The organism is Paraburkholderia sp. GAS333, assembly GCF_050435665.1.
Taxonomy (GTDB): Bacteria; Pseudomonadota; Gammaproteobacteria; order Burkholderiales; family Burkholderiaceae; genus Paraburkholderia; species Paraburkholderia fungorum_A.
In genome coordinates, this window is the sequence record NZ_JBNDKS010000005.1 from 380818 (window position 1) to 406744 (window position 25927).

Sequence of the window (25927 nt, forward strand, 5' to 3'; positions counted from 1 at the left end):
AATGCAGCAACGTTACTTAAACGTCGCCACTGTCACCGCTCAATCGCCGCGCCAGTTCGCGGCCACGGCCTGTTAGCTTGAGTGTCGAAATATCGCCGTCGTCACGCCGGGAAATCTCGACCAGGTCGTAGCGGCTCAATGCGAGCACTTCAGGGTCGAGTTCTTCGAGACAACGTTCAGCGTCGCGCAGACGTAGAAGTGTTGCAAGTTCGTGATGAGTCAACATCGGCCACCTCGTTAATCGAAAGAGGACAATGTCAATATCGTAGAGGGATAGTCCGACATTCAGGCTACGGTTCTGTTGCGCAAAATTACCGCGTTACAACCGCGGCAAAATGACCGGCCATGTGTAGCGGCACGCAATCATTACTTGCCGCGCGCAACCGACACCAGCCCTCTCACACGTCGCGCGATATTAACCAGCACGCCCCCTGACGAAGCCGCAGTCGACTGCCGGTGCGGCATCTGCTGGAGGTCTTTCCAGTCTTCGTCGAGCGCGCGTGCGTGACCTGATGCTGTGAACGGCCACTCGACCACTACCGCCCGCAACAGAGGCGCGCGAGGACCCTTCTCGGCCCGGTCGATATGCGCATTGATCGCCAACGCCTCCTGCTCGGCCGATTCACGGGAATCGGTAGCAATGAAGTCGTTCACTCCTTCAATATGGACGCACCATAGTCGCTCATTCACGTCCTGTCTCCGTAAGGGTTCTGAATAGATGCCAGACCCGCGTTTCCTGCGCGCCTGATCGGCACGCCGCCTTTCAAATGGGCGACAACCGGTAACGCCTTTCTTTCTCGCAGACGCTCAGGAGACAACTTTCAGCCGCTCCCAATTCAGGCCGGAAAAACACGGACCCTGCGTGGCTTCGCTGAACTTCACATCGTTGTGTTCGCCGTTCCACTCCATCACCTGAACCTTCTCGTCGGCATCAACGGCTATATCCCAACCAACACAACGCACAAAAGGGATCTTCCTGTGCAGACCGAGCACGGTCGCAACACATTGTTCGAAGACCGGAATTCGCACGCCGGAAAAGCTGACGCCGGAATCCGGATGTACTTCCGTCGGACCCCAGTCGCTCATATAACCTTCCCGGCAAAGCTCACCATTCGCGAGATTGACCGGTACACAAATCTCGTGATCGGTCTGGACGTGCGTATCCTGCGCCCTACCAAGACGAAGAAAACAGGCTCGAATGGAAATACCGCCGAGATCGTCCACCACGGTCGTGAAGCGCAACGTGGCCACGGACTTTGAAGCAAAGGTATTAAACAGACTGTGCTGAATAATGAATTTCTGAATGACGCCATTACCCAGCGATTTGACAATCTCGTGATCGAAATTATTTCTGTCGAAGAAGAACACGCCACTGCCGCGCCTTGATCCGTCCAGCTTGAATACCACTCTGTCTACTTCCCGGAACACCACACTTTTCACTTCCTGCTCGGGAATCACCACGCTTTGCCCCGTGAAAAACAGGCCATTGGCGAAATAGGCTACGTCGGGAAACTCGCCGCCGTCGAATATTAGCCGCGCGATAGGCTTTAAATGGGAAATCTTGCCGTACCCTCCTTGCAGTTGCGGCACGACGACGCTCCCGTAAAAGTTATCCGGAATCCAGCCTTCCTTGAAGGTGCCGCTGAACGCGGCATACACCCGAAGCCAGGGCCCGTAGACGCCGTCGCCGAATACTTCGCGCGCGTATTCATCGGCCAGTTTGAGGTTGGCCGGGTCCGCCCTGCCGTACTGTTTCTCGATCAGTTGCAAGGCCCTCCTGGCCTGTGCCCCATGATCCTGGTGGAACCTGTACTGCGCCACCTTCTTCAACGACTGCCGCACTGCACTGTCAACGTCTAATAACATCGTGTCTCGCTTAGCCGGACTATGGCTATCTTTGCTCTGGTCGACTTCCTGTACCGTATTACTGGGACCTCGATCTAAGCATCAGTACGCGTTAGGATGATGAAGCCCCTTGAATACAGTCGCGAAAATGATCTTTACGTCCAGTCTGAACGACCAGTTCCGTAAATAGTACAAATCGTGCGCCACCCGGCCTTCCATCTTTTCGATGCGATCGGTCTCGCCGCGAAAGCCGTTGATCTGCGCCCATCCGGTAATGCCGGGCTTGATGCGATAACGATGAATATAGCCGGACACAATGTTCTGATAAAGGTCGTCGTGTTCGAGCGCATGAGGGCGCGGTCCTACTACCGACATATCGCCGCGTAGCACATTGAAGAACTGCGGCAATTCATCAAGACTCGTACGGCGCAGGAATCCCCCCACTCGCGTAATGCGAGGATCGCCACGGGTAGCCTGTTCGAGTACGCCCTGCTTTTGCTGGTGCAGCCGCATGGTGCGGAACTTGTAGATTTTGAACACGCGCCCATCGGCACCTTTACGGCGCTGCCTGAAGAACACCGGGCCAGGCGAGCTGAGTTTCACGGCGATCGCACAGGCCAGCAATATCGGCGATATGGCGACGATCGCAACCGCTGCAAACAGGCGGTCGAACATCTCTTTCTGAACCATTGCATTAGGCGGCAATGGCGAAGCCGCCAGATTGATTGCCGGCACACCCAGCAGATCCGTAATACTGCCCTCGAAAAGCGCCAGAGTGCGAACGTCGGGCATGAAACGGATATTGATCAGATCATTACGAAACTCGTCGACTAACTTGAGTATGGTTCGTTCTTCAGTAAGCGGTAATGCGAGCCACACTTCTCCTATGCCCTGTTCCCTGACGTACTTCACAAACGCGGCGTGCTCGTCGAACATCCGCACCGGCGCTGTAGTTGCAGCGGGAATGCTGGGACGAACGTTATAGAGTGCATTGGCGCGAAAGCCGGCGGCCGGCGACATCTCCATTTTTCTAATGATTTCATCGCAATGATCTCCGCATGCCGCAACCGCAACCTGTTGCAGGTTCAAACCGGCATTGCGCACCCGGCCTAGCAGAATGTGCGTAACCAGCCGCCCCGCCATCATCGCAGCGCCCGACATGCCGGTCCAATACGCGAACCATAAGCGTGAAACGAAATCGATCCGGTGCAATGAGAACATCAACGCCATTGCACAGGCCTGCACCACCAGCCAGCCAAGTGCGACATGTCCGCAAAGAGCGCGTTTCGAGCGGCCGCGCCATGACTCGTACACGCCCAATGCTGGAAAAACCGCCAGCGAGAGCGCCGCTGAAAACGCCACGAACGCAAGATAGAAACTTCGCTGCGAGCCGCCGTCGAAGCGGATCTGCGAGGCAATGAATGCACCCGTCAGTATCATCGCCACGTCGAACAATCTCGCCATCAGACCCGTGATCAATCGCATTGCAGCCCCCTAAGAGCACGCCCCGTTCAACACAACTGACTTAGCCGCACCGGCCGTACTTGTCGTCGAATCTCACGATATCGTCCTCGCCAAGATAGGTCCCCGACTGCACCTCGATAATCTGAAGTGGTACACGTCCCGGGTTTTCCAGACGATGACGTATGCCGAGCGGAATATAAGTCGACTCGTTCTCGCCTAGTAGAAACTGCTCCTCTCCCCGCGTGACGAGCGCCGTTCCGCTCACGACGACCCAGTGCTCCGCGCGGTGATGGTGCATTTGCAGTGACAGGCGCGCGCCTGGCATCACGACGATCCGCTTGACCTGAAACCGGTCGCCGTGATCGATCGAATCGTAAAAACCCCACGGGCGACGGACCTTTCTGTGCGCATCGGCCTCGGGAGACTTCTCCCGCTTGATGCGCGTCACCAGTCCCTTGATGTCCTGCACGTGTGAGCGGTCCGCGACCAGCACGGCGTCGTCGGTCTCGATCACGATCAGGTTGTCCGTGCCTACACAGGCGAGCAACCGGCCGCCCTGCGAGCGCGCATAAGTCGCCGTGGCACCTTCGAACAACACACGTCCATTCGACGCATTACCGAATTCGTCCTTCTCCATGGCTTGCCACACTGCGTCCCACGAGCCGAGGTCCGACCAGCCCGCTTCGAGCGGCACGACAATCCCGCTGAATGGCGAATCTGCTTTGCCGAGGTGCTCCATGACCGCGTAGTCGATCGAGTCCGATGGCGAGCGCAGAAATTCATTGGCATCGGGAATAATGCATTCGTCTGCTTTTTTTGCACCTCGATAGGCTGCGACGCAAGCGGCGTGTATATCGGGCTGGAAACGCTCGATAACAGCCAGCCACACCGACGACCGAACCACGAACATCCCGCTATTCCACCAGTAATTACCGGATTCGACATACTGTGCGGCGAGTTCCGCTGCCGGCTTCTCGACGAACCGTTCAATACGACGTGCGCCGTCCTGCAATTCGCTGCCTAGACGGATGTACCCGAATCCCGTATCCGCGCGATCGGGCGGAACACCGAGCGTCGCAATCGATCCCGCTTGCGCGTGGCGCGCGGCGATCTCGATGGCCTGATGAAGCGCATCGAGATTGGCAATGGCATGGTCCGCAGGCATCGTGACCAGAATGGCATCCTGTCCGTCAGCGCATGCGGCCAGTGCAGCGAGTGTGAGCGCCGGTGCGGTATCACGGCGGGCCGGTTCGACCACGATCCGCGCATTCACGCCAATTTCTCGCGCCTGTTCGTAAGTCGCGAAGTAATGCTCTGCGCCGCACACGATGACCGGGTCCGCCGCGATGTCCCACGAACTGCTGAAACCCGCCATGCGTCCCATGGTGGCTTGCAATAAGGTCTTATCGCCCACCACATCGATCAGCTGCTTTGGAAACTGCTCGCGCGATACGGGCCACAGGCGGGTTCCAGAGCCGCCGGCGAGAATCACCTGCACGAGCGGTGGATAATCGGCAAAGGCCTGTTCGATAGCGTCGATATCTGTTTCGCCTGCAACTGCGTTCACCTTGCGCATTTAAAGCTCCTTTACGTTCGAGATCATTCTTAGACGACCATCGCGACGTCAACGCATTAAGCGTTGCGACGCGACTCGCGTCCAGCTTGTCTCATGTGATTTTTTAAAAAGGACGCCTTCGACAGGCGGACAAGGCAAGCCGTGTGGTTTGCGGCGGCACTGCGAGCTAACGTTTGGCCGCTAAACCGGCTGTGCCGGAAAGCATGGATACCGTTGTGGCCCGATCGCAGTAGCATGGCATTCAGCGATAGACCTGTCGCCGCGTTGCCAGACAACTGGTGCCACGGGAGCAGTACCCGGTGAAATCATCTTAGTCAGATTACGTTGCACCACAGCATGGATGGCGCGAACAGTTGAGGTTTTGGCTCTGCTCGTGGAAGGTGTTTTTTTAAGCACTTCGATCAGCCAACATCAAGCTCACGTTTCTCCACGTTGAAAAGCGCGTGAGGTTGGAAATCAAATACGTCCCGTGGTACCGTTCATGAACGCTTCATGCGCACACTCGTTGATCCCGGCTTTACACACTTAGTTTCGAAGTCGTTCAATCAAACGCCGACATGGTCCACTGTCGGTTCATGCCGGCCTTTTGTTCCCGGCTCCATGTCGATACGATGTCATGAACAGGTCTTAAAAAACTGTTCGCCATTCGTATTTTCGGAGTTGCAATGGCTTACATATCGCTACTTGCATTATTCCTGACGGTTACCAATCTGGTCCCCGTAAGCGCGGTGGGATTTGTTCCGATCGTGCTGTGTTCGTGGCGCTTTTTCGGAAGAAGTTACCCCGCATTTATCACGCCTCTTACCGCGTTCACGTTGGTGGTCATTGTTTCCACGCTGCTTTACGATCCGCGTTCTTTTGCCGAATTCGATTTCTACCGACGCGATGGCAATTTTTTTATTTCCTATGCGCCTATTTTTGCCGGATGTCTGTACGTACACCGCTGGGACCTGAATAAAGTTCTACGCACGTTTTTCCTGTTCGCGGTCATCGTCAACCTGCCGCTCTACGCTTACTACATCGTTGAAAATGGCTTACTGAGCATTTTTACGCACCCCGGAGACAGCTTCGGCAGCTACTTCATCGCGCGCAATGCTGCCGGCGGCTTCTTCGCGATGTTGTTCTGCCTGGGTATCGCGTGCTACCTGCAAAAACGCAGCAAGCTGATTCTCGGCATGATCGTGGCTTGCGGGCTGATGCTTTTTTCCACCTACAGCAGAGGCTCGCTACTCGGCGCGCTGGTGACCCTGCCTTACCTTTATTTCGGGCGTAAGAGCTGGATGCTGGCGACGCTGATAGCAGCCATCATCGCGGGCTCGATTGCGATGGCGATTTACCATACCAATTCAACCGTCGACTACATGGGCTATACCTTCTCGATCCACAATCAGGACGAAAAAGTCGCCAATCTGAACATCCGCTACGAATGGTTGTGGCCGAGGGCGCTCGCATATTTCGAGCAGAGTCCGATCGTAGGCCTTGGATTCGGCTCATTCGACGATCATATCGGCAACGTAACGTCGTATTTCCATCTATTTGGCGTGCCGTCCGACGTGGTCATCGAACACAGCGACTCCCACGCCCATAACTCCTACCTGAACATCCTTGCAGAACTCGGCGTGGTCGGGCTCGCCTTGATGTTGAGCTTCTTCTGGAAACTGATCGACTGGAGCAGGCACGGAGCAGCAGCATCCGCGCTAATGGGCGGCGGACAGAACTTCGCCGCTTTCAGGTTTGTCGAGATCTCTTCCGTGTGCCTGCTGGTGATGGCCGCAACCGAACACCGTCTGGTCTCGCCGTCTAATGTACTGATTCTTTCGCTTGTCATTTCCCTGTTGCTCGCGTCGCGCGCGGTCGTTCCCGTTGTGTTCGAGCGGCCACAATCCAAAGCCGTCGATCGAGTAATGTCCTGATTTGGAAATCGGCGCGATCGCGCCGGTTCATCGCAGAAAAGCTTCTGCATTCGCGCGCGCGATGGCGGCGGTCAATGAAAAAAACGGGGAAATTCCATGTGGACCGTATTTACCAACATCGGCGACGGCGCCGTGACTTTACCCGTGGCCGCTCTATGCGTTGGCTGGATTGCATTCGTCGATGTTCGCCTGGCGCTCAGGCTAACCGGAGTACTTGCTGTTGGCGTCGCCATCGTGGGCGCGACCAAAATTGTCTACGCGGGCTGGGGTGTCTCCCTCCCGGCATTTGATTTTCGCGTCATTAGCGGACACGCCATGCTGTCGACTTCCGTCTGGATGGTGGCCATTACCCTCCAGTTGAAATGGTGGCGTCTGCCGCCAGTTCCAGGCGTTATTGCCGGTATGGTTATTGGAGCCTTTACCGGAATTTCCCGTCTTCTGAATCACTCACATTCGCTGCCCGAAGTCATTGTCGGCTGGCTTCTTGGCGTCCTCGTTGCGGCGTACTTTTTACGGGCCGCTGTCAATGTCGACTTTGAACGTTTCAAGCCGCTCTGGTCCACTCTCAGTTTGCTATTGGTCTCAACGCTTGCCTATGGTCATCAGGCGCCATTTCAGTATCTGATCGAAACGCGTTCGCCGGAAATCCGCAATCACGCTCCGTCCGTCGTTGCCCTCCTGAGCCGGATTCGCTATCGCGTGTTGTCTCATGACGCGACGTCCGCGAAATGATGTTCGTCGACTGGCAAAGCCTCCCTGGCCGGATAAGGAAGAAACTGTTCGACGCACGCGTAAGGCACTCGTGAATCGATAAAATTGACCAAGGCAGTCTTGAAGTTTTCGGATGAAAAACGCTCCGCGTTTTTTCGGCATTGCCGCGCGTCGAACAGATGCGAACTGTGTTCGAACCGGCTCACCGCATCCAGCAAAGACTCGGGAGTCTGTTCGCCAAAGAAGACGCCAGTAGGCCGATCGAGCGGTAAGCCAATCACCGACTCAAGTGCGCCGCCTCTGCCGAACGCAATAACCGGTGTTCCACACGCCTGAGCTTCGACCACTGAGATCCCAAAGTCCTCTTCAGCCGCAAATATAAAGGCACGGGCGCGCTGCAGATAGTCGACCAGAACATCGGACGGCTGGTGTCCCAGAATCGTCACGTTGTCGCCGGCCACTGCTTTGATCTTCTTCATCTCGGGACCGTCGCCGATCACGACAAGGCGACGCTCAGGCGTCTGCGAAAAGGCACGAACGATCAGATCGATACGCTTGTAAGGCACCATGCGCGACGCCGTCACGTAGAAGTCTTCTTTCTGCGCGCGCATCGTCATGTTCGCCAGATCGACAGGCGGATAAATAACCGTTGCGTCACGCTGATAAGCCTTCTTGATACGCCGCGCGATGAACTGCGAATTTGCGAGTAGATGATCGACGCCGTTAGCAGAACGCGAATCCCATCCTCGAATGTAATGAAGCAGCACGCGCGCCATCACCGACTTTATTCCGCGACTCAGATTCGATTCCCGCAGATATTGATGCTGCAGGTCCCACGCGTACCGGATCGGCGAATGAACGTAGCTGACATGGACCTGGTTCGGCCCGGTCAACACGCCTTTCGCCACTGCATGCGAGCTGGAGATAACCAGGTCATAGCCGGACAGGTCGACCTGCTCGATAGCAATCGGCATCAGTGGCAGGTAGGCACGATAGCGTCGGCGGGCAAATGGCATCCGCTGAATGAACGATGTGTTGACAGTCTTTCCTTTGACACAGTCGCGGTCCTCCAGAAAATCGACAATCGAGAAGATGTCCGCTTTCGGGAAGCACTCGATGATATTTTTCAACACTTTCTCTGCACCACCCGAGACCACCAGCCAATCGTGAACAATAGCGACTTTCACTTCGACCTCCTGTGAGATTACAACCGGGATCCTGCACGTCCAGCACTCTGATTCATTCGTCTTTTGCAGCACCCGCCTGAGGCCGCACGCCGCATGCAACCCGAAACATTCCTAATGCCCGCTCGGCTCCTGGCACGAGTCCCACGAGTTGGAGACGGATCATCGTGCCCATCAGAATGACGGCCAATGTCGCCTCGCCCACTACCCGAGCAGACGCCATGCCCGTGGCGCCATATCTAGGCGCGAGAAATAGCGCCGCAGCCAGATTCACCAGTCCCGAGGTGACACCTGCTATAGCGAGCAGGCGATCCTTCCTCCTCGGTACAAAAACATAGAACGCAACGAACTCGTTAAACGCCGCGAGTGGAAACATCCACGCAAAGATCTGCAATACGCGGGCACTCGGCTCAAATGCCGGGCCCAGAATCAGAGGCAGTACAAACGGCGACAATGTCAGCGCGCCGCACAGAACCAGAAGTCCGTACCCCATCAACAACGTGGCGCCCCGACGCGTCGTTGCGTGTGCGCCCTCCTTGTCTCCCTGTGCAAGCTGCCTCGATATGGTGGGAATGAACACCTGCGAAGCGGGGCCCATCAACGCCAGTCCTATCGTCGCAAATCGTTCCGCGGCACCGAAGTAGCCCACCTGAGCAGGCGTCGATAACAACGTAAGTAAATAAGTCGACGACGCAGTAAGTACAACGGAGCCGGACGAGTAGCAGAACAGCATCGTCGAGTTTCTTACCAGAGGAACAACACCGTCGAACTTCAGGCGCGGCATCCCTAGCTGCCATGTCGTCAAACCGTACGAAATGATCGACGACGCAATACCTGCCACCAGCAGACTCGCGAGAACCCATACTGCGTCGTTGGGTCCTCGTACCAGATTAAGCACAAGCACCAGGCTCAACGCGAATCCGAACACCTCGATCATGATGGGGGTTCGAAAGTGTTGACGCCCCTGAAACAGCCAGCCGAGATTCATCGCGGAAACGATCCCCAGCAGGGTCGCCAGCAAACCGATCACGGGCCGCTCCGACAACGTTGGCGACAACATCGTGGCCGCGACACCAATGCACGCACCCATCACGCCCAGCAAAAGGCGGGCACTGACATGCAACGAGTAGATCGAGTTGCACTCTGCCGCCGATTGCGCTTTCGACACCTCGCGCATTCCAACAAAAGTAAATCCGTAACTAACCAGCATCCATATCACGTTCATCAGCGACATTGACGCCAGCACCCGACCGTATTCCGCCACCCCCAGAATTCTTCCGTAAAACGGCACCACGATGATGAGATAGACGTACCTCATCAAATAACCGCCGTAGACAAACGCAATTACGTTAGCGTTCGCTCGTCTATCCATACAGTCCTCCTGACGCGCGTTCTGGACTTCAGCGCCCAGCCACGCGACGGCGGGCAAGCGGGTTAGAGATATAACGCACCACAAAGTCGGAAAGTGGCGAGTAAGGGACGAGACATAAACCTGAGAGCACCAGCGTGCCCATTTTCTTCTTGAGGCTCCAGAAAGGATTGGCGACGATCGTATGAAGATAACTGCCGGAATCCCGCCACATCCAGCGCCATCGCGAAGCAAACGGTGCCTGATAGACATGCGAACAGAATGTAGCCTTCTCATGCGAGAAGTCGTAGAACTTTGGCGGAAGCTCTATCTGAAGACGCGCTCTGGCGAGATTCCGCAATATCGCCCAACGCATGCCGAAAGCCTTTGGCGCCTTCGTGAGCTGCTCCGAATTGGCGAACGACACGGTCGCGCCGCCAGCGTTGTGCACCCGATAGCTTCCCAGCGATTTTGAAATAGTCGCGACCGGGCCTGATAGCGCCGCACCGTAAATCGCGTAAAAATCAGCGCCGTATCGATTGATTCCTTCTTCCGGAACAGGAAAAATCGCCCTGAGAGCACTCACGCGATATGCGTTGCCCGACGCAGGCGGTGACGGATAAAGCCAGCCACCTTTCAGCAGCTTTCCGCAATCGGCAGGCGGCTCGGTATTAGGCACATAGGCGCCGGTTGGTGCGCCCGCACCGTCCATTACGTCGAGGCGGAATTGCACCTTTGCCCACGGACCGGTAGAGAAGCGGCTCATGACTTCGGAGACGACGCTCGGATAAAGGATATCGTCAGAGTCGAGAAAAATCGCGAATTCCGTGTCGAGTATTTCGATCGCCTGGTTGTAAGCGGAGACCTGTCCGCCGTTTTCCTTGTAGATAGCAGAGACGCGTGTTCCGTATTGTTCGATGATCGCCCGCGAGCCATCGGTGGACCCATCGTCGACGATCAACACATGCGTTGCCGGATAGTCCTGTGCAAGCGCCGAATCGATGGCGGCGGCAAGATAGTGCTCGTAGTTGTAATTGCAGATCACAACGGTCGCGTGGTTCATGGTATCTCGACACTATCTAAAGTTAGGCCACCCGGAATCCGGCAGCCGTGAAACTGACAACACCTCGGCCGGCATGACACTTTGCGCGAAGTGAACTTCCCTTCGCGAACACACCCCGCTACGCGCGAGGCCGGATGACGATATACGCGAGATGTTTCGGCGGATTGTTGCCTGCACCGTTCACCTCGTCTGGCACCTTGAATCGGACCTTCAGCATTGCGTCGTCCCATGTAAGCGCGACGTCATCGTGCGGGCTGACTACGCCCGTCAACGCGTCGACGAACTGAATCTGCGCGGTGCGTGAACGCGGCGGCTTGAGCCCAGATACCGTGACGCTCTGCCAGCCTGAACTCGCACTTACCTGCATCACCACGTCATTGCCGGAAAACAGCGCGCTTCCCGCCGCGCCGGAATCAAATTGCAATGGCTTCGACAAGCTTGCCAGCGATCCACCGGCCGTCTGACGAAGCACGATCAGGCTTTTCCCCGACACGTTGTAAGTTCGCGTGGGCGGTCCGCGATGTGTGAGGCGGAAAGGCTCATAGCCGTCCCAGTGATAAATCATCGAAAGGTACTTGTCGGGATCATCCCAATTCCTGTCGAGCGCCCACACAGCAAAATCGAAAAAATAGCGGGGCAGGTAGTGCGGATCCTTCATGTACTCATCGCCGATTTCCGTCTGCCAGATTCCACGCGCCGGACCGTTCCTTACGTATTGCTGATACAGCGAATCCAGGTCAGAAACATGGAGGTAGTGCGTATCGATGTAATCGACCCAATCCAGCATTCGCTCTTTCGACGCCGGACTTCTGTATTCCAGCCATTGCTGGAATGTGGAGAGCCCACCCTGGTCCGGCCACCCGCCATACACCACGTAAGCGTGATACTTGCGGATAATCTTCGCCGCCGGAATGTGAACCTTCTCCACATAGTCCTGCATTGCACGTTCGTAAGGCTTAGACCGCATCTGGTCCTTATTGAAGTCCGGACCGTGCCAGAAAGTGGCTTGCGGCAATCCGCCGGACAACTTGCCCGCCGCCTCGTTCCAGATCTGGAAATAGCGCAGGTTAAAAGGCGCAGCGGAATATTTGCGGACTACCGCTTCGACATAGTTCTGCCAGGCTTCGACATCCAACGGCGCAGAATTGGAATCGCCTGGCACGGTCGCATTCCATTTCGGCGTATATCCGAGAATCAGTAGCGAGCCGATTCCATTCCGGTCGTTCTGAATCAAAACAGTCGGCAGATCTCCGTCGAAAGCCGACCCCGTTCTGTCGATACGCATTGCTTCTTCCGGCCCCTCCGGTTGCCCTGGACCGACCGAACCACGTCCCCAGCTAATGCCCATCGCGCGCCACATCTGAAAATCGCTGGCCGAGCCCGCCCATCCATTCGTACCGATCAGATCGGTAATTCTGCGAGCGCCCGCATCCAGCGAGTTCGCTTTAGGCGTCAATGCAAATGCGCCATTTCCCTTTACTAAAGGAATCGCGGCTCCCGTTAGCGCCGCCAGTACTCGCAATGCCCGACGCCTGCCGACGCTACTCGTGCCCTTGACCATTCGGTTGCGTACCGGCATGCGCTAGCTCACCGACGCTCTGGGTGCCAGTTCCGGCAGCCGGTCTCCTGCACGGCCGTACAGAACTTCCAGCACTTTTTGCGCCGAGTGTTCCCAGCGAAACTCACGCGCGTGCGCTACACCTTTCGTCCGGTAATGCTGCCGCATTTCAGCGTCGCTCATCATTAGCGACAGCTTTTCGGCGATGTCGTCTGCCGAGGATGCGTCGCAATACATCGCGGCATCTCCGCACGCTTCGGGTATCGAGGTCCGCGATGACGCGATCACCGGGCACCCGCAATACATCGCTTCGAGAGGCGGCAAGCCGAACCCTTCATATAGGGACGGAAACACGAGGCAAGCCGCGTTTTCGTAAAGCGACTTCAGCTCTCCATCTGATACGAAACCGGCCCACAGCACCTGCCCGGCACGTGCGGACTGTTTCGTTTCTTCACTGTTGAAGATGCGTGAGTTCTTACCGCCCACAATGACGAATTTGACTTCTGAAAGATGCTCCAGTTTGTCGATAGCTTCGAGAACGCGCTGCAAGTTCTTGCGCGGATCGAGGCTACCGACAATTACGCAGTAAGCGTCTTTCACAAGTCCCAGTCGACCGATGACTGCGGAGTCCGACACCACCCGGTCCAGATGATCGGCGCCGGGATTCACTACCGTCACGCGCGATTCATCGACTTTCAGGTGATGACAGATACGCATCTTCGAATAGCCCGACACCGTCAGGATGACTGGTTGCATTCTCGGCAATACCCAGAAACAGATTCGATACCACAGCCGGAATTTCCTTGAGAACCCGAACGGGACATCGTAGACCGCCATGTCATGCACCATCACGATCTGTCCGCGCTTAAAAAGCGGATTGGTATTGCACAGATTGAGCAGCGTCTTTCCTCTCGCTGCGATCGGGAGAGTAATCTGCTCCCAAAGCGTTCCTCGAAGCCACCGAAGGCGTCGCTGCCGCTTGAGAGATGACCCGGGTTCGCGAACATTCTCCGGCACTAAAACTTCCAGGTCGTCTCCCGGCAATGCTCGCATCTGCATGGCCCGGGTCAGTTCATACGCCACCCTCTGGACGCCAGTAACAGGTTGCGAAGTGAACTTTCCATTAATAGCAAAAGACATCTGGTTCTCCGTTTAACGACACCGCAAAACGTTGAAATGCAACTTGGTCGACCGACGAAATCAATGCGTTGTTTCTACATCTCCATAGTCGCTGTCGTAGTTGGTCGCGTAGCCGTAATTGCGTGTACTGCGTCGCAGGGGAATACCGTTGAAGACCGCGCCCGCAATGCGTCCCTCGGCACGCTCCATTTTCTTGACCGTGTCGGCGATTTCCTGCTCGCTTTGCATTCCCGAGCGCAGCACAAGCAGCGATGCACCGGCTTCGCTCGCGATGATCGATGCGTCGGTGACTGCGAGAAATGGAGGCGTATCGATAATCACCATATCGAACTGGCTGCCGAGCCGCTCCAGAACCTCTTTAAAACGAGGCTTCATCAACAGTGCGGCGGGATTTTCCGGACGCACCCCACACGAGAGGAAGGTCAAGCCCTCAACACTCGTGGATCGCAGTGCACTCCGCAAAGCCATGCGCTCCGACAGTACTTCGGAAAGGCCGCCGCGATTGCTATCGCCGAATAGCGATGCAAGATGACCGCGGCGCATATCGGCGTCGATCAGCACGACCTTGGAACCGATCTCCGCGTGCAGAATCGCGAGATTGGCTGCAACAAAGCTCTTTCCTGCTGAGGGTGTCGGGCCGATAACCATCAGAATGTTATTGCGGGCATGGGCGAGATCGCGAGTCACGGCCGTGCGCACGCCTCGCAATCCTTCCACGGACGTATCGTGCGGAAAGCGTGCGGCAAGCACTCTGCTGCTGTCGCCGTTCAGCGAGGCCGCGGCGCGGGTTGCGCCGGTTGCACTGGCGCTACTGCGCATCTCGACATCAGGCGCAGTGCGCTGGAACGGAAGAGAGCTTCGTCCTCCGAGCCCGGGCAGCGACTTTCGCGATGAGTTAGCAAAACTACGATCAAGCGATAACTGCTGCTGACTGAACAGGATCTCGCCAAAGACGGGCACGCTCATCCGGCGCTCTACATATCTCGGATCCGTCACGCCGGTCATCACATGGCGCCGCATGAAGACCAGCACAACGCCGGAGACAAGACCCAGTAGTAGCCCGCCGCCCAGCACAATTGCGGGCTGAGGTTTGACCGGACGGTGGGGACGGATCGCCTCGTCGACAATGTGCGCACCGCCCGTGGTACTGGCGCGCCGAACCTGTAACTGTTCCGCTTTCTGAACCATCCCGAGGTAAATGGTCTCCGCAACTTTCTGAGCGCGAATAAGGTCGACGCTTTCGCGTTCGGACGACGGCATTCCGCTAAAACGGCCATTGAATTGCGCCTTGGCGTTTTTCAATTGCGAAAGTTGAGTATCGACGCTTTGCACCCAGCGGCTATCCGGCTGATAGCGCTCGAGGAGTTGCGTACGTTGCAATTGCAAGGTCGCTATCTGCTTGTCGAGATCCATTCCGCCCTGAAGATATGCTTGCGCTTCGCTCGTCGGCTGCATCGATTGCGAGTTCGAACGGAAATGCTTGAGCGCGTCTTCTGCTTTCCGCAGATCCGCAAGCAAACGGGGGAGTTCTCCATTGATGAATGCGAGCGTGGTGGTGTCATTGGCCTGACGGCTGGCCACGGCGGATGCAAGGTATTGCTGCCCCAATGCATTGGCAACTTCAGCAGCCTTGTCGGGGCTCCTGTCCGCGTATTCGATCTGAAGCAGTCCCGAATCCTTGACCTTGTCGCTCACCTTGACCAGATCGGCAAAGCGTTTAACCGCGTCGAGTTCATTCCAGCGAATCACTTCGAATTTCGTGCCCGGCCGTGCGTCGAGCTGCTTCACGAGCAGGGAGACGCCGTTGTCAGTGACTGGAGTACCCACCACGCCCTTAACCAGAACCTGATTCGAAGGGCCGAGCAATTCAAATTCATTGCCGGCAAGCGCAATCAAAGTGAGCTTCTCTTCTTCGAGATCGATCGGGACATCCAGCGAGCCAATCTGCACGCGCTCACCGCCCCATGCAAAGGAACTCAGACCGAGCCACGGAGCCGCCGGTTCTCCAGGCGTCGAGAATTTCTCGGCAATATCACCCAGAATTGGAATCTTGTGCGGTGTCACCGACACGTCGAAGCGGTATTTATCAATTACCGGGTCAAGCACCGAACGACTTTTCATCACAGCCATTTCGGTCACGGGCGCCGGTGCGGGAGGCGGCATCGCTTCCTGGCTCTGCAATGCCAGACCTAGCGCATTGGGCTCCGGGGGATCCACACGCACAAGTACGTCAGCCGAATAAATTGGCGTTGCAATAAGCAGGTAGGCCACCGCCAGCGTCAGAACGATCACCGTAGTGACCACGATCTCCCAGATGTGATCGCGCATCAGGGAGAGCATCCCGCGCGCGCTGAGTTGGCCGCGCTCATTGTTGTCGGCGGGAGAGAGCGAATTCAGAGGGTAGTAATCCACCGGTTTGATCCTTCCATGTTCGATGGGCAGAGTAATGAATCGATACTGCTCTGCTGCACCACCAGTTCGCGATCTGGAACCGCCGCCGGCCGGCGTTGGCTTGATTGGCCGGCAGCACCTCGGAGTTACGTGCTGGGTCAGTAAGGTCGGAGAACCGTGTTCAGAACTTCATGAACAACGGATGACAGTACGGCGCTTGTTACTGGTCTAGCTGGCAATGCTGATCGCTACAGCAGGCCGCTTGAAGCTAGCGGCATTGCCGCGCTGAACGGGCGCCCATTCTCGTGCTCCAATGCCAATGGAACCTGAAGAACCGCCTATCCAATAGCTTCATAAGCCTTTCATATTGGTACTACGAAATATGATTGCGAATTAGTTTCCAGAACTTTCAATACTTGATGTTTCTACGAAAAAACTCATGGTCATAGCGGGAGAAGGTAAAGGCGCATTCCTCCACCGGGATCAACCTGGTCGACCATTTGCCTGATTGCCATGGCACAAGTTCTCGAGCGGGAATTGCTAACGCCCAGTCGGCAAGCCGCCATCGTGCCCTCCCAGACACACGCCCTGCAAAGTCATTTGTTATATGCGAACACTAGACGGTCGCGCCTCGTCCCATAAGAAGCTGGCGAAACACGACGAACGCAAGACCGATAGAACCAGACGATCAACACTCTGAGTGACAGGTACAACTCCAAATGTCACGCAAGAGTCCGGACACGGTATCCAGCGGCCCCGTAGAAAGGTAATTGGCATGACCTTGCCACAGCAAGGTGACGGCGCGTTAAAGCAAATTACTCATCTCAAACATTTGAAAAATCGCTCAATGCGGACTAACGATTTTTCTTTCCATGTTGCGGTGAAGCATAGCCCGCAAAAAAACGGCCGAATCATAGCGGGCATAAATTCGGGTGTTATTGGCCGATTAGGTTGATTTCGTTACAAATGCAGCGGCAACAGAAAGCATTGTTGCTATCTGCAATTAATGTAACAGAGTTATACAAGGCGGGTCTGGCGCTGTAACAGAACGTTAGTGACAGTTCAAAAGAAAAAACGCGTGTTTAGAACGCGATTTTCCGCTACAGCCCTTACCACGCGGAGCAGCCAGCCATATGGCTCATAGCCTTTCTAGTTGCCGGCTTGCACATTAGCTACGGAAAAAGTTTCTGGTGGAAATAGATATTAGGACGACCTTTAGCAAATTGCGAGGTAAGTATTTCCCCGATCATGACTATTACGCCAAACACCCATGAATACCGGCCAAGTTCGTCTTGAAAATTTCGATGCGCTAATCTCGCTACGTGAGTGACTCGTTTGTTTGATAACGAGAACGATGATCTCGACCGATTTTTTTACGTCGTTCGGCAAAGAGCATCTGAATGGGCTACGCGCTATGAGACACATTGGTCTTCTGGTTTTTCAGGACTGTTCCATGGTGACTACGGGAGCTATTGGAGATGCATTTCGGCTGGCCAACGAGTTCGAAAAAGCCGAAGGCGAAGAACCTCCTTATCGCTTCTCGGTGCTCTCGGATGGAGGCGGACTGGTGACCAGTTCTTCCAGCATTTCCATCTGGACGCAGACACTTGAGCGCTACAACCTGGCAGATTTTCATGCATTCTTTGTCGCGTGCCGCGATGCCGCCGAAGCGATGGAATCCAATGACCGATTTCTCTCGTGGATCTCACGCCAAGGGTCGATTGCATCGTTCGGGATTCAGCAAGGTGCGAATCTCGCGGTTGTTTGCAGGAATCCATTGCAATCGACAGTACCGATCTTCCTGTTCGATGACGGTAGCGACGCCATGCGCACCACTCCAAGCGTAACGCCAACCGATCTGGCTCTTTCCCAGATCGAGCGGGATCTCAGTTCAGACACGGCCAGGAAGATTGCCCGTCTTCTGCACCCCACTTACAACGAGCAGAGCAAGAACGAACACGACGACGCGAACATTACGACGACAACGGAGAAGATTCGCGAGTCGGCGCGGTGGATCAAGGACAACTACAGCAAAGCCATTTCAGTGGCCAAAGCGGCTGAATCGGCGGCAATGAGCAAGCGCAATTTTCAGCGTCGCTTTAAATGCGAATTCGGCATGACCCCGCTCGAGTATCTGTTGCGCACTCGCTTCGAGGTCGTCTGCACGATGTTGAAGAATACTGATCTACCTGTCGACAAGATTGCCCGGCGTTGTGGAATGGGTGACGGCAACCGTTTGGGCCGACTGTTCAAGGAGCGGTATGGCATGTCGCCCACGCAATTTCGCGCGCAACAGCACTTCGAATCCGAGGAGCGGTGGCTAACGCCTGAAGACGGCTGGCATTCGGCGACTGAGATGTTGAAGGAAACTCCTTGAGCCCGCTCTTCCGAACAGCCGCGTAGCGCCTTCAATTAATGGATTGAGAGATGACGCCCCCCCCTTCCGTCCAGCTCGAAGAAGAAGCCGCCGCATCTGTTTTGCTGCGCAAGGAACTCGAGTTGCATGAGGACAAAGTACTCGCCGAAACCGGCCAGTCACTAGCAGCGCTATATCAGTCTCCGGCGCAGTCGGGCTCCGTGATCAGAAGGATCAAGGAGGCGGCGAAGTCAATGCTGCCGGACTCGCTGTTTCTGAGCCTGCTTCATCATAAGTGTATCGGGCGGTACCCCAACCTCGTGCGCCCTGTCACCTTTAACGAAAAGATTCTGCAGCGTAGCCTCAGACCCGATCCTCGCTATATCGGCCTGACTGACAAGCTAACGGTTCGGCAATACATCGCGAGCAAGATTGGCGAGGAACATCTCATTCCGCTAGTCGCGGCGCCCGACGCATTTACCCGTGAGGTCTTCGACGCGCTGCCGGACGCCTTTGTGATGAAGGCCAATCATGGCAGCAGCTTCGTCGAGGTGGTCAAAAATAAATCTGCCACATCTTTCGAAAAGCTTCAGCTTCTTGCCGACAAGTGGCTGTCGACCGCGTTTTACAGCATTGCAAGGGAAAGGCACTACCGCCAGATCAAACCACGCATCTTCTTCGAACAATTGCTTCTGGACGAAAGCGGCAAGATACCTGCGGATTTCAAGCTGCATTGCTTTGGCGGTCGGCCGGGACGACCCATCATCTACATCCTGGTGATATCGGACAGATTCGGGAACGACACTCATGGCGACGTGTACGACGTCGACTGGAATCATCTCGACATCGCTATTGGCTATTACAAGCGCAGTGCAAAACCGGCACCTCGTCCTCCGCATCTTCAGACTGTGCTCGACACCGCCGTCAAGCTATGTGAAGACTTCGACTACGTTCGCGTTGACCTATATGCGCCGGATAACCGGGTCTACTTCGGCGAGCTAACATTCACGCCCGGTGCCGGCGTATTGCCATTCACTCCCGACAAGACCGACTACGAGTGGGGAAAGCTGCTTGCCTGAAAGATGAAGGGTGGAAAGCCACCGGCTCGAAAAGCGAAAAGCGGGTGATGGAGATACGAAAGTACCTCCATCACCCGCTCGGACTTGCCGCGAGATAAGCCATTGTAGCGGCTCAACACGCGGTGCCTGTTCCTTCACATCCTTCGCATAAGAACAGGCACCGACAACCGCGTGTTAGTTATCCGCGTGACCTGACGTGAAGCTCGTGAACGCACTGTACGACGGATTGATCGCGGACCCGTTGACCATAATGCCGTAGGTGTCGTCACCGCTATCGAGCACGTAGTACATCACCGACTGAATGTTGTGCGACTTTCTGTTCTGATAGAACTCGCCCAGTTGCGTGGTGATGTAATTTGCGCGATACGCCTCGGTTTGCTCCGGACCCGTGTTCCACTCCGTAATGATGAACGGCACGTTGTAGCGGGCCTTACAGTACGTCGGCAGATCGAAACCGGGGCCTGCACCGTCGGTCCCGATATTGAAGATGTCACCGTACACTTCGTAGTTGTGCCACGTCGTGATGTCCCAACGCACCGTGGGATAACCGCCACTGCCGTCAGGTTGCATACCGTCCCACAGTGCATCGGCCGCACCGATATCTGCGACGCAGAAGTTGATACCGCACTTCGCGTTGGACTGCGCCGACTTCACACCGTCGATCATGCCGCGCATCACACCACGCATGACAGGCCAGTTCGAATTGTTGAAGTCAGCGGCGTTCGTCCCTGCGTTGGTCGAATCGATAATGATGCCGTTCTGACGCGTCAACTCGTTACCGCATTCGTAGATCGTCACGCCATACGGCTTCAGCGCGTTAGCAACCGTTGAACCGGCCGTATAACCACGGCTGTACGCAGCCGACTCATTGGCGAACAGCGTGCTTCCGGACGAGTACACGCCTTGATTAACGAGAACCACCAGCGTGAGTCCGGCCGACTGGAATGCCTCCGCCAGTTTGACGACCGCATTCAACGACGTCGAGTCGTCAGTACATCCAACGCGATAGCTCGTGCAACCCATCGACTTCAGAATGGAAACGAGTTGCGTCGGCGTATAGGTGTAGTCGTAGTGGCCGTTGATACCGTAGAACATGCCTGCGGTTTGCGTGGGGGTAATGCGCGGATCGTTACACGCCAGCCACTGCGCAGCGACACCCGCATTGACGTAAAACTGGCCGCCCGTACCGCAATGCCAGATCTTGCCGCCGTACCAGAGCACCAGCGTCACGTTATAGGTATTGCCAACGGTCGCGCCGTTCCGGTAGATCACGCCACTGACGAGAGTCCAGATCGCATTGGACTTGTCGATGATGTACGGCGAAGCCGGCAGCGTCGTGCCGTCTGCCGAAGTACCGCCGAGGCGCGGGTCGTTGCACGACGACCAGCCAGAGCCGCCCCATGCATAGAACTGGCCGCCAGTGCCTTCGTGATAAATGGTGGTGCCGTAGTACAGAATGAGCGAAACGTTGTAGGTGTCTTCGGCTTTCGAGCCGTTTTGATAGACCGAGCCGCCCGACAGCGTCCACACGTTGCCCGAACTGTCGGTCACCGAAGCTGCCGGCGGGACCGTCGTGCCGCTCGCCGATGCGGTGCTCGATTTGGCGGTTGCCTTACTGTCAGCCGATCCACTACTGCCGCTATTGTCTCCCGAGCCTCCGCCACCGCAAGCGCTCAAAAGATAACTTCCACCCAGTGCCGTGAGGGCACCAATAAATTGACGTCGTTTTACCATGGCAAATAGTTTCCACTGTCGAGAAAATTCTCGATAAAAAGTCCAAAGATTATTTTTGGAGGTTCAAGTGATTCAATGCGCAAGGACAAACCGATTTGAATTCGTAGCCCAGAGAAAATTAAAATCTTTTAGCGCATTACAGACATCGTTTTAGATGTTCTATTGAAACTTCCGGGCTTGAAGCCCTTTAAACGTGATAATCCAGCAAACGGATATCAGCGATCGCCAGGGGCGAGCCGATGCGCGTCACGTTACTTGAACGTACGATGGGAGACGACCTGACTGCGACACCCGTTGCTGTTTAAAGCATATGTTTACAAAACGAAGTCGCCTGTTAAGCAAACGTTTGCCCAAAGGGACGGACCTTCTGACCCTCTCAGCAAAATATTCCTTCCACCGCAGCGACCGGGGTAAATCGTACCCGGATTGACCGCTTAATCACAGAATAAATAGCACTTTTCGGCCAATAGTATAAATCTAATAATTTCCTGCATCGCAAAAATTCTGGTTTTCTCGTGTTGATCAGAGGATTGGATGTACACGATCTTTGCGACTTCGACCCTATACGTAAAACGTGCTTGAAAGCCGTGTTTAAAGCAGTCGCCTTCGTGAGGTGCATCATGCACCGCAAGAGAGCATAACCATTAACAACTCGTTACGTAAATAATAGAAAGAATATGCGTGGCTTTCACGAAGATGACGTGAGATGCCAATGCAAATCGGCCCGAAATTTCGTTTGCTCCAGTGATGGGTTTCTGGTTTCGGCATTTCATATAGCCTTCGAGGCTGTGGGTGAATGACCTTATCCCGCGGAAATGGATTTACCCCATCGCTATCGCTGGAATTAAATTAGAATAATCGCGAAGTATTGATCGGGGATAGAAATTCCAGCGTATTTAAATCAACCGAAAGCGATTGGATAAGCCGATCTGGACGAGTCCGGCAACTACTACGCGAACTCGACGATGACTTTGACAGTGAGGATGGAGCGCGCGCTTTTACAAACGTCGGTGTCGCAAAAGCCGCTTTCAGGTACTTTCGTTGAATAACAAAACGTCATTTCCCAACGTCGAAAGATTTTGCATGTGGTCGACGTGTCATTCGAGCAGGACAAGCGATGGGTCGAATCGACTCGACGCACACCAACACGGCTTTCACCAGGTCGACGCACGATTGCCGCTCAGCGACTCAATCGAACGTCAGCGACTCACACAGCGCACGTATTTCTTCGCGTACAAACTCCGGCACGTCTTGCGACGTAACCGGGCTTTTTCCATTCTGCAATCTACCGATGACGTCTTCCAACGCAACGGAGGTCTTTATGAATTCGTCTGATGAAACAGCGTCATGCATCGCCAGGATAGTGCGCTCCTCTTGCGTCGCCTCGAGGGACCAGCACGCGGCGAGAACTTTATAGCCTAGCCGTTGTACGGCATCGACTGCCGGCTTCATCCGATTCGCGATAGCCCGGTGACTCATCAGGCCACCCGCCTCCTCTTCGTACCACTCCACCAGCCCCAGAATACGGTGCTGAAGATCGCGACGATCCTGCTGTGCAGCGGCGGTCGTCACGCTGCTCGTTGCAATGTGCCGGACCACCGCCTGAACGGCAATCAACGTGAGAACAATCTGTTGACGTATCGACAAAAACGAATCACGCGGCCGGAAGAGTACATAAACAAGCAGCCCGATGCCGCAACCAATGGCAGTATCGAGTCCACGCGCCAGGAGAAGTGTGCCGGGCTCGGCCACGCTGTGACCGCCCGACGCAATCAGTAATGCGATTGACGTGACGAACACGACGGCAAATGCGTAATTGCGCGCGACCAGCATCTCGACGCAAAACTGGAGGCTCATCATGGTTAGCACGAGCCATGCACCGGCTGGATGAATCGCGAGTATGGCACCTGCCACCCCTAGCCCGACCAGCGTGCCGATGGTCCGCTCGACGCCCCGTCGCAAGGTGCGTTGCCACGCCAATCCCTGATGCAAAACGAGCACGGCGGCGGCCATTGCCCAATAGGCGCGCTCCAGACCAAACGCCGCGCCAATTGTGCCGGCCACCGCCACCGCAACGCCTACACGCAGCGTGACCGCCGACGCAGCGGAATTCCATTCAAGCGATTCGACGATTAATTCGGACGAGCTGAGACGTCCCAAAGGAAAATCAGATTGCCGCGAGGGACTGCGATTATCAGCGGATGATTCCGCCTGTTGCCCAATTTCAGAAGCCCGCGTCGCCAGAACGTGCCTGTCTATTCCAGACGATTTGCCAGCATTGACGCATGCGGCAAAAAGCAGATGCAGTTCGCGATTGAGAGCCAGCAAGTGCAACAGTGCCGTATCGGGATGAACATGAAGCGGCTGATAAGTCACGAGCGCGGCCCATGCATCATGAAGTGATAGAGCGGCGTCGTGGCGAGCCTGATCCTCTTCTCCTGTGCCAACCATTTCTGCGAAATGTTCAACCGCGCGCGATGCCGCCACGACCGCCTGCCGCTCGGGACCGCGAGGCCAAAAAATTCCGGCCGCCATGTGCACGATCCACGACACTGCGCCCCCCGCCAGAACCAGCGCGCCAACCTCGTAGAACGCCATATCAGCGACGGGGATACTCGTGCCCGCGGCACAGGCCAACGCGAACATATAAGCGCCCGGCTGGCCGATTCTGATCGCATGGCAGATAAACGTCGCGAGCATTGCAATCACGACAAGCAGAGGAATAGCCAGTCCCGGCAGATGCTGCACGCTTACGCCAAGGCTCACGGCCACTGCAAACGAGAGTGCAATGCCGGCGAGTACCCGCGCGCGATTGCGATAAGGACGATCGGACGCATAAAGCGACGTGAACGCACCGAGCGTCGCCATCAATCCTGCCGATAAGTGCCCGGACAGCCACCCGGTCGCTACCAGCAATCCGATGCTGATTGCAGCGCGGCAAGCGACGGGCCAACGCGGTCCGGATTTGCGGAGATGGAAGAACTCGGCGATCACTCACTCAACCTTATTGGAGCGGCGAATCAGAACGGTATCGGTCCGAGCCTCTTTAATGAACCAGGCAGCTTGCCGTGAAATGCGGACCGCGCTTTACAAAACCCGCTGCTTTATTTGCGACGCAGATCATCTGGAAGCACTAATGCGGCAAGCCATGTAATGCCATCATACCGGCTCCATACCATTTGCCAATTTGGCGTCGTCGGCTTCGCGTGAAGTCAGAAACGATAGAAACTCTTGCGCGGCACCACGTTGCTTTGTCGCCGGGCAGATCGAGGCTGCAAAAATAGTGGTGACCTGAGTCGAGGGCGGCATTGCACCGACCACCTCGATACCGGGCAAGTGGATTAGTTCGCTGAGCTGCTGAAAGCCGAGCGCCACATCGCCGCGCGCGACCAGCGCACCGACAGGAACGCCGGCCGGCGCCTGCACGATACGCGACGCGATACTTTCCGCGATACCCCAACGCTCGAACAGACGCGTCAGATGCGTGCCGCTCGGCCCCGTCGAATAGCCGATGCTGCGCACGTTCAGAACAGCCTCACGGAGCGCCGCCTCTGTACTGATGTCCGGATGCCGCTCGCCAGCCGCCACCGCAATGGCAACGCCCGAGCGTGCGAGACCGACCTTGCTGGAGGGGTCGACATGGCCGGTCGCAGCCAGACGGTCGAGTGCATCCGAAGCGAGCACGACAATATCGAATGCTTCGCCATCCTGAACTCGGCGCGCAGCGTCGACACCGCCTACCGACTCGATGATCACCCGCTGCCCCGACTTGCGCTCGTAAGCTGCCGCAAGTTCGGCCAGTACCTGGCGCGTGGCCATCGACGAAATGCCGGTGATCGGTTTGCGCCCAGCTTGACCGCTGACCATATCGATCACCCTGTTCAATCCTTGTAGCGCAAGCCGGCCTTTTCCAACGGTCCGCGCATGTTGTACATATCCAGACCCAGTATGCCGCTCGCCAACTTTGCACGCTTCTCGCCTTCGAACGCTTCGCGCGCGGCCGCTTTCTCAAGGACGGCAGCGGCGATTGCCGACGGCACGATCACAACGCCGTCGTCGTCCGCGACCACTACATCGCCCGGCGTGACCAGCGCACCGGCGCAAACCACTGGGATATTCACCGAGCCGAGTGTCGCCTTGACCGTACCCTTCGAGGAAATCGCCTTGCTCCAGACCGGGAAATTCATTTCGGTCAGCACGCTCACGTCGCGAACGCCTGCATCGATAACCAGCGCATGTGCGCCCCGCGCCTTGAAACTGGTTGCCAGCAAGTCACCGAAATATCCGTCGGTGCAGTCCGCTGTCACGCCTGCAATCACGATGTCGCCCGGTTGAATCTGCTCGGCTGCGACATGCATCATCCAGTTGTCGCCGGGTTGCAGCAGCACCGTGACCGCCGTGCCGCTGGCGCGCGCGCCGACATAGATTGGACGCATATACGGCTTCAGCAGACCCACTCGCCCCATGGCTTCGTGGACAGTCGCCGACCCGAGCGCACCGAGCTTCGCGGCAACGTCTTTATCCGCGCGCGGGATGTTGCGATATACCACTCCAAGTTCATACAT

Annotated in this window: 19 protein-coding genes; 4 read left to right on the top strand and 15 right to left on the bottom strand. The window is 56.1% G+C overall.

Going from position 1 to position 25927, the window contains the following annotated elements:
* Positions 1-16: 16 nt before the first annotated feature.
* The 5 genes from ABH945_RS26680 to ABH945_RS26700 form a co-directional block, all read right to left on the bottom strand.
* The gene (locus tag ABH945_RS26680) at positions 17-226 is read right to left on the bottom strand and encodes a hypothetical protein (RefSeq protein ID WP_429252517.1); all 210 of its coding nucleotides are present in this window, start codon (positions 224-226) and stop codon (positions 17-19) included.
* 140 nt (positions 227-366) lie between these two features.
* Positions 367-690 carry a hypothetical protein gene (locus ABH945_RS26685; protein WP_429252518.1) on the bottom strand — a complete coding sequence of 108 codons (324 nt, stop codon included), beginning with the start codon at positions 688-690 and terminating at the stop codon, positions 367-369.
* A 117-nt stretch (positions 691-807) separates the two neighbouring features.
* Positions 808-1866 carry a sugar-transfer associated ATP-grasp domain-containing protein gene (locus ABH945_RS26690; protein ID WP_429252519.1) on the bottom strand — a complete coding sequence of 353 codons (1059 nt, stop codon included), beginning with the start codon at positions 1864-1866 and terminating at the stop codon, positions 808-810.
* 81 nt (positions 1867-1947) lie between these two features.
* Positions 1948-3330: an undecaprenyl-phosphate glucose phosphotransferase gene (locus ABH945_RS26695; RefSeq protein WP_429252520.1), complete on the bottom strand. Its 1383-nt coding sequence runs from the start codon at positions 3328-3330 to the stop codon at positions 1948-1950.
* Positions 3331-3370: 40 nt separating this feature from the next.
* Positions 3371-4885 (bottom strand): mannose-1-phosphate guanylyltransferase/mannose-6-phosphate isomerase, encoded by a 1515-nt coding sequence (locus ABH945_RS26700; RefSeq protein WP_074767356.1) that lies wholly within the window; start codon positions 4883-4885, stop codon positions 3371-3373.
* Between the two features lie 665 nt (positions 4886-5550).
* Here ABH945_RS26700 and ABH945_RS26705 point away from each other — a divergent pair.
* Both ABH945_RS26705 and ABH945_RS26710 read left to right on the top strand, forming a co-directional pair.
* A complete protein-coding gene (locus ABH945_RS26705; RefSeq protein WP_074767353.1) occupies positions 5551-6798 on the top strand; it encodes an O-antigen ligase family protein in 1248 nt (415 codons plus the stop codon).
* 96 nt (positions 6799-6894) lie between these two features.
* Positions 6895-7530: a phosphatase PAP2 family protein gene (locus ABH945_RS26710; RefSeq protein ID WP_429252521.1), complete on the top strand. Its 636-nt coding sequence runs from the start codon at positions 6895-6897 to the stop codon at positions 7528-7530.
* On the opposite strand, the gene ABH945_RS26715 is transcribed toward ABH945_RS26710, so the two are convergent.
* The 6 genes from ABH945_RS26715 to ABH945_RS26740 all read right to left on the bottom strand — a co-directional run bounded on the left by ABH945_RS26715 (position 7506) and on the right by ABH945_RS26740 (position 16214).
* Positions 7506-8696, bottom strand: a complete 1191-nt coding sequence (locus tag ABH945_RS26715) for a glycosyltransferase family 4 protein (RefSeq protein ID WP_429252622.1) — start codon at positions 8694-8696, stop codon at positions 7506-7508. The two genes, ABH945_RS26710 and ABH945_RS26715, sit on opposite strands and share 25 nt — an antisense overlap.
* 52 nt (positions 8697-8748) lie before the next feature.
* Positions 8749-10065, bottom strand: a complete 1317-nt coding sequence (locus ABH945_RS26720) for a lipopolysaccharide biosynthesis protein (RefSeq protein ID WP_083380019.1) — start codon at positions 10063-10065, stop codon at positions 8749-8751.
* 28 nt (positions 10066-10093) lie between these two features.
* Entirely contained in the window at positions 10094-11104 is a 1011-nt protein-coding gene (locus ABH945_RS26725; protein WP_074767341.1) for a glycosyltransferase family A protein, read from the bottom strand.
* 118 nt (positions 11105-11222) lie between these two features.
* On the bottom strand, positions 11223-12683 hold the full coding sequence (locus tag ABH945_RS26730; RefSeq protein WP_429252522.1) for a hypothetical protein: 1461 nt from the start codon (positions 12681-12683) through the stop codon (positions 11223-11225).
* Between the two features lie 3 nt (positions 12684-12686).
* The gene (locus ABH945_RS26735) at positions 12687-13802 is read right to left on the bottom strand and encodes a glycosyltransferase family 4 protein (protein WP_429252523.1); all 1116 of its coding nucleotides are present in this window, start codon (positions 13800-13802) and stop codon (positions 12687-12689) included.
* Positions 13803-13862: 60 nt separating this feature from the next.
* Positions 13863-16214, bottom strand: a complete 2352-nt coding sequence (locus ABH945_RS26740; protein ID WP_429252524.1) for a polysaccharide biosynthesis tyrosine autokinase — start codon at positions 16212-16214, stop codon at positions 13863-13865.
* 1432 nt (positions 16215-17646) lie between these two features.
* Here ABH945_RS26740 and ABH945_RS26745 point away from each other — a divergent pair.
* Together ABH945_RS26745 and ABH945_RS26750 are read left to right on the top strand one after the other, a co-directional pair.
* The gene (locus ABH945_RS26745; protein ID WP_429252623.1) at positions 17647-18570 is read left to right on the top strand and encodes a helix-turn-helix domain-containing protein; all 924 of its coding nucleotides are present in this window, start codon (positions 17647-17649) and stop codon (positions 18568-18570) included.
* Positions 18571-18620: 50 nt separating this feature from the next.
* Complete coding sequence (locus ABH945_RS26750; RefSeq protein WP_429252525.1) at positions 18621-19628, top strand: ATP-grasp fold amidoligase family protein; 1008 nt, start codon at positions 18621-18623, stop codon at positions 19626-19628.
* 174 nt (positions 19629-19802) lie between these two features.
* Here ABH945_RS26750 and ABH945_RS26755 read toward each other — a convergent pair whose 3' ends face one another.
* The 4 genes from ABH945_RS26755 to ligK form a co-directional block, all read right to left on the bottom strand.
* Complete coding sequence (locus tag ABH945_RS26755; protein ID WP_429252526.1) at positions 19803-21362, bottom strand: hypothetical protein; 1560 nt, start codon at positions 21360-21362, stop codon at positions 19803-19805.
* A gap of 1188 nt (positions 21363-22550) precedes the next feature.
* Positions 22551-24356 (bottom strand): FUSC family protein, encoded by a 1806-nt coding sequence (locus ABH945_RS26760; protein WP_429252527.1) that lies wholly within the window; start codon positions 24354-24356, stop codon positions 22551-22553.
* Positions 24357-24521: 165 nt separating this feature from the next.
* Positions 24522-25229, bottom strand: coding sequence for a substrate-binding domain-containing protein (locus ABH945_RS26765; RefSeq protein ID WP_429252528.1), 708 nt, complete (start codon positions 25227-25229; stop codon positions 24522-24524).
* A gap of 14 nt (positions 25230-25243) precedes the next feature.
* Entirely contained in the window at positions 25244-25927 is a 684-nt protein-coding gene (gene ligK / locus ABH945_RS26770; protein WP_429252529.1) for a 4-carboxy-4-hydroxy-2-oxoadipate aldolase/oxaloacetate decarboxylase, read from the bottom strand.

What these genes read in the sequence shown, in the direction of transcription:
- ABH945_RS26690 (WP_429252519.1), bottom strand. Translation starts at nt 1,866, where the DNA reads ATGTTATTAGACGTTGACAGTGCAGTGCGGCAGTCGTTGAAGAAGGTG.
- ligK (WP_429252529.1), bottom strand. Translation starts at nt 25,927, where the DNA reads ATGTATGAACTTGGAGTGGTATATCGCAACATCCCGCGCGCGGATAAA.
- ABH945_RS26695 (WP_429252520.1), bottom strand. Translation starts at nt 3,330, where the DNA reads ATGCGATTGATCACGGGTCTGATGGCGAGATTGTTCGACGTGGCGATG.
- ABH945_RS26750 (WP_429252525.1), top strand. Translation starts at nt 18,621, where the DNA reads ATGACGCCCCCCCCTTCCGTCCAGCTCGAAGAAGAAGCCGCCGCATCT.
- ABH945_RS26700 (WP_074767356.1), bottom strand. Translation starts at nt 4,885, where the DNA reads ATGCGCAAGGTGAACGCAGTTGCAGGCGAAACAGATATCGACGCTATC.
- ABH945_RS26720 (WP_083380019.1), bottom strand. Translation starts at nt 10,065, where the DNA reads ATGGATAGACGAGCGAACGCTAACGTAATTGCGTTTGTCTACGGCGGT.
- ABH945_RS26730 (WP_429252522.1), bottom strand. Translation starts at nt 12,683, where the DNA reads ATGCCGGTACGCAACCGAATGGTCAAGGGCACGAGTAGCGTCGGCAGG.
- ABH945_RS26765 (WP_429252528.1), bottom strand. Translation starts at nt 25,229, where the DNA reads ATGGTCAGCGGTCAAGCTGGGCGCAAACCGATCACCGGCATTTCGTCG.
- ABH945_RS26680 (WP_429252517.1), bottom strand. Translation starts at nt 226, where the DNA reads ATGTTGACTCATCACGAACTTGCAACACTTCTACGTCTGCGCGACGCT.
- ABH945_RS26755 (WP_429252526.1), bottom strand. Translation starts at nt 21,362, where the DNA reads ATGGTAAAACGACGTCAATTTATTGGTGCCCTCACGGCACTGGGTGGA.
- ABH945_RS26745 (WP_429252623.1), top strand. Translation starts at nt 17,647, where the DNA reads ATGGTGACTACGGGAGCTATTGGAGATGCATTTCGGCTGGCCAACGAG.
- ABH945_RS26725 (WP_074767341.1), bottom strand. Translation starts at nt 11,104, where the DNA reads ATGAACCACGCGACCGTTGTGATCTGCAATTACAACTACGAGCACTAT.
- ABH945_RS26735 (WP_429252523.1), bottom strand. Translation starts at nt 13,802, where the DNA reads ATGTCTTTTGCTATTAATGGAAAGTTCACTTCGCAACCTGTTACTGGC.
- ABH945_RS26710 (WP_429252521.1), top strand. Translation starts at nt 6,895, where the DNA reads ATGTGGACCGTATTTACCAACATCGGCGACGGCGCCGTGACTTTACCC.
- ABH945_RS26705 (WP_074767353.1), top strand. Translation starts at nt 5,551, where the DNA reads ATGGCTTACATATCGCTACTTGCATTATTCCTGACGGTTACCAATCTG.